This is a genomic window from Spirillospora sp. NPDC046719 (assembly GCF_040645715.1).
Classification (GTDB): domain Bacteria; phylum Actinomycetota; class Actinomycetes; order Streptosporangiales; family Streptosporangiaceae; genus Spirillospora.
On sequence record NZ_JBEYYT010000650.1, the window covers coordinates 1 to 3992 of the forward strand.

Consider the following 3992-nt stretch of genomic DNA (forward strand, 5'->3'; position numbering starts at 1 on the left):
GGTCAGGCGGGCGCGGTGGTCAGGCGGGCGCGGTGGTCAGGCGGGCGCGGTGGTCAGGCGGGCGCGGTGGTCAGGCGGGCGCGGTGGTCAGGCGGTCGGTGCGCTCGCGAGCGCGCCGGCCAGCACCAGCCGCCCGGAGGTGCGGACCATGTCCCGGATCTCCTCGGTGGGACGGCGCAGCGACGCCAGGCTGACCAGCGCGGCGAGCAGGATGTGGCCGAGCACGACCTCCACCTCGTCGCGCGCGGGCACCGGCTCGCCGATCGCCGCCGACAGCCGGTCGCGGACGAACAGGAACAGCACCGTGCGGGCGTCGTCCACGCTGGAGTCGTCCGAGGTCACGGCCTGGATGATGGCCGAGGTGAGGGTCCGCTCCTGGGCCGCCACCTCGACGATCCGCTCCAGCAGCGCGGTGAGCCGCTCGACCGGCGTCTCGCCGACCGCGAGCGCGTCGATGTCGCCGGTGATGCGGTGCGCCCAGGTCGCGGCGACCTCGGTGAGCAGGTGGTCCTTGGTGGCGAAGTAGCGGTAGACGGTCGCGCGGGCCACCCCGGCGCGGTCCGCCACGTCGTGCATGGTGACGGCCGGGTAGCCGCCCTCGCGCGCCAAGTCGCGCGCCGCGTCGATCAGCCGCTCGCGCCGGGCCTGCTGATCCTTGGTCAGCGTCCGCGTGACGGTGAACCGCACATCGCCGCTCAAAACGCCTCCTCGCTGTGACCGTCCCCCATTCTCCCGCACCTTCGGCCTTTTCGCTCCGCCGGGGGCGGGCCCGGCGGACCGGTGCGGCCGGTCCCGGATGGTGTACCTACCGCTTGCTTGGCGGTGACGTTAGTTCAGACGGCAGTCTCACGCCAGGGATCCGCCGCGATCGCGACCTCGTCTCCCTCGGCCTCCCCGCCCGCACCGGCACCCGCACCCGTGCCCCGCACCGCCGCGCCCGCGACCGCCCGCCCCCCGGACGCCGGAGCAGCGAGCCCCGCCCAATGGCCGAGTCCGGCCGCCTGCCCCTTCGGCCCGCCACCCCTGACCCGGCGCGCTCTGGTGCGGATGCTCTGGTGCGGCCGGGCGGGGAGGTGGCCGGGCGGGGAGGGGTGGCCGGGCGGGCCTCAGGAGGCGGTGGTGGCGTTCGCGGTGAACTCCTCGACCAACGCCAGCAGCGCGCCGGGTGCCTCGATCTGCGGGAGGTGCCCGGCTTTCGGCAGGACGTGGAAACGGGCGCCGGGAATGGCTGCGGCGTACTCCCGGCCGTATTCCGGTGTCATCATCCGGTCGGCCTCTCCCCATACCACCAAGGTGGGGACGGTGATGCCGGCGAGCCGTTCCCGGAGGCTCGGGTCGGCCATTGCCGTGCCGCCGTAGACACGCAGTGCATCGCGATTCCCGGCCCCGATGCGCTTCTGCTCGCCGGTCATCGCGGAGAGGTCGATGCGGTGCGCGTCCGGATCGGCGTAGCTGAGGTCGGCGACCTCGTCCAGCGTCAGCGAGAAGAAGTCGGCCACGGGGTGCTCGGCGCTGTCCAGGCCGGCGGCGTCGAGGAGCACGAGGGCCGCCAGGCGCTCCCCCGCGACGAGGGCCAGCTCCGCCGCGACCCAGCCGCCGATGGAGCTGCCGATGACGGTCACGCGCCGGAGATCCAGCTCGTCGAGCAGGCGCCCGTACACCTCGGCGAGCGTGCGGATCGAGTCGAGCCCCTCGGGGCGCGGCGTGCCGCCGAAGCCCGGATGGACGGGGACGAGGGTGCGGCGGGACCGTTCGGCCAGCAGCCCGGCGAAACCGGCGACGGACTGGTCCCCGGCGCCGCCGTGCAGCAGCAGGACGGGGTCGCCTTCCCCGCTCCCTTTCACGGTGACCGGGACGTCACCGAATGGCATGGACACCGTGTGCGTGGTCATCTGGCTCCTAATCCGCGTATTCCGTGGCGGGCTCGGTGGCGTACCGCTTCATGACCTCGACGGTCGCCTCCGGCGTGAATTCCGCGCCCGACGCGATCATCTCCTTCAGGTCGCGGAAATACTGCACGTAGAGGTCGGGCGTGAAGGTGTTCAGCAGCACCAGCGGTTCGTCGCCGGGATTGGCGAACGTGTGCGGGGCGCCCGGCGGGATCATCGCCAGCGTGCCCGCGGGGACGTCGTGGACCGTGTCCCCGACCGTGAACCGCGCCGTGCCCGAGACGACGTAGAAGCCCTCGTCGTGGCGGGCGTGGCGGTGCTGGGGCGGCCCCTCGGTGTGCGGCGCGACGGTGATCTCGCCGATGCCCAGCCGGTGGCCGGTGGTGCCGCCGTCCTCCAGGATCCGCATGGTGGTCGGCCCCAGCCGGACGGTCTCGCCTTCGTCCGGCCGGACGATCGCGACCCTGGTCATGGCATCGCCCCTTCGTGAGAGTGAACTATCACGAAGATAGGACGCTTTCACGACTTCGTGCAAGTACACTCTCACGAAGAGAGTCGGCTTTCGGGAGGGAACCGGACGATGGAGACCGCCACCGGGCGCGCGAACCAGAAGGCCCGCACGCGCAGGGCGATCGTCGACGCCTGCCGCGACCTCGCCCGGTCCGGCGCCGAGGTGACGATGCCGCAGGTGGCGAAGGCGGCCCTCGTCTCCGAGGCCACCGCCTACCGCTACTTCCCCGACCTGGTCTCGCTGCTCCAGGAGGCCCTGGAGGCCGTGTGGCCGGGCCCGGACGAGGTGCTCGCGCCCGTCGCCGCGTCCACCGACCCGGCCGAACGCGTCGCCTTCGCCACCGAGCGGCTGCTCCGCCACGTCCTCGCCCACCAGGGCGCGGTCCGGGCGATGATCTCCCACACGATCGCCGCGCCGGCCCGCGCGGACGCCCGGCCCGGCCTGCGCTTCCCCCTGATCGAGCACGCGCTGGCGCCGTTCGAGGGGCCGTCCCCCGAGGCGATGACCCTGCTCAAGCGCTCCCTCGCCCTGGCCTGCGGCGCCGAGGCGCTGTTCGTCCTCACCGACCTGTACGGTCTCTCCCCCGACGACGCGATCGGCGTCGCCGTCCATACCGCGAGGACCCTGACCGAGGCCGCGTTCGCGCGCGGCCCCGTCAGCGGAGGCGGGAGTTGAGCCGGGCGGCCTGGCGCGTCAGGTGGGCGCGCTCGGCGAGGTTCGGCGCCTTCTCCGCCGCCTCGGCGTACAGCCGAGCCGCCGTCTCCGGGTCGCCGTCGCGCTCGTGCAGGTAGGCCGCCACCGCGGCGTGGCGCGGCACCGAGGCGTCCACCTCCGCGAGCGCCGCGAGCCCGGCGCGCGGCCCGTCGGCCTCGCCGACGGCCACGGCGCGGTTGAGCCGCACGACCGGGCTGTCGGTGAGCCGCGCGAGCTCGTCGTACCACTCGACGATCTGCACCCAGTCGGTCTCCTCGGCGGTGGGCGCGTCGGCGTGCAGCGCCGCGATCGCGGCCTGGGCCTGGAACTCGCCGAGCCGGTCGCGGGCGAGCGCCGCCTGCAGGATCTCGACGCCTTCGGCGATCGCGGCGGTGTCCCACCGGCCGCGGTCCTGCTCGGCGAGCGGCACCAGGCCCCCGCCGGGCGCGGTCCGGGCGGCGCGGCGGGCGTGGTGCAGCAGCATCAGCGCGAGCAGCCCCGCCACCTCCGGATGGTCGATCACGGCCGCGAGCCGCCGGGTGAGCCGGATCGCCTCGGCGGCGAGGTCGACGTCCCCGGAGTAACCCTCGTTGAAGACCAGGTAGAGGACGCGCAGCACGGTGGCGACGTCGCCGGGCCGGTCGAACCGCACGCCGGACACGGTGCGCTTGGCGCGGCTGATGCGCTGCGCCATGGTCGCCTCGGGCACCAGGTAGGCCGCGGCGATCTGCCGGGTGGTGAGCCCGCCGACGGCGCGCAGCGTGAGCGCGACCGCGGACGCCGGCGTCAGCGACGGGTGGGCGCACAGGAAGTAGAGCCGCAGCGTGTCGTCCACCGCGGGCGCGGGACCGGGCGCCGGCTCCTCGTCCAGGAGCTCCTCGCGCCGGCGGCGGGCGGCG

Annotated in this window: 5 protein-coding genes; 1 reads left to right on the forward strand and 4 read right to left on the reverse strand. The window is 74.4% G+C overall.

Annotated features, from left to right (window positions below):
- Window positions 1-87 precede the first annotated feature (87 nt).
- From ABZ914_RS48005 to ABZ914_RS48015, 3 genes are all read right to left on the reverse strand, one after another.
- Entirely contained in the window at window positions 88-699 is a 612-nt protein-coding gene (locus tag ABZ914_RS48005; RefSeq protein ID WP_190864841.1) for a TetR/AcrR family transcriptional regulator, read from the reverse strand.
- Window positions 700-1106: 407 nt separating this feature from the next.
- On the reverse strand, window positions 1107-1892 hold the full coding sequence (locus tag ABZ914_RS48010) for an alpha/beta fold hydrolase (protein WP_500201304.1): 786 nt from the start codon (window positions 1890-1892) through the stop codon (window positions 1107-1109).
- A gap of 7 nt (window positions 1893-1899) precedes the next feature.
- Window positions 1900-2361, reverse strand: a complete 462-nt coding sequence (locus ABZ914_RS48015; RefSeq protein WP_433240071.1) for a cupin domain-containing protein — start codon at window positions 2359-2361, stop codon at window positions 1900-1902.
- A 108-nt stretch (window positions 2362-2469) separates the two neighbouring features.
- On the opposite strand from ABZ914_RS48015, the gene ABZ914_RS48020 reads away from it, so the two are divergent.
- Window positions 2470-3075, forward strand: a complete 606-nt coding sequence (locus ABZ914_RS48020) for a TetR/AcrR family transcriptional regulator (RefSeq protein ID WP_500201305.1) — start codon at window positions 2470-2472, stop codon at window positions 3073-3075.
- Here ABZ914_RS48020 and ABZ914_RS48025 read toward each other — a convergent pair.
- The coding region (locus ABZ914_RS48025) for an RNA polymerase sigma factor (RefSeq protein WP_500201306.1) at window positions 3056-3992 on the reverse strand (937 nt) is incomplete at its 5' end. The genes ABZ914_RS48020 and ABZ914_RS48025 overlap by 20 nt on opposite strands.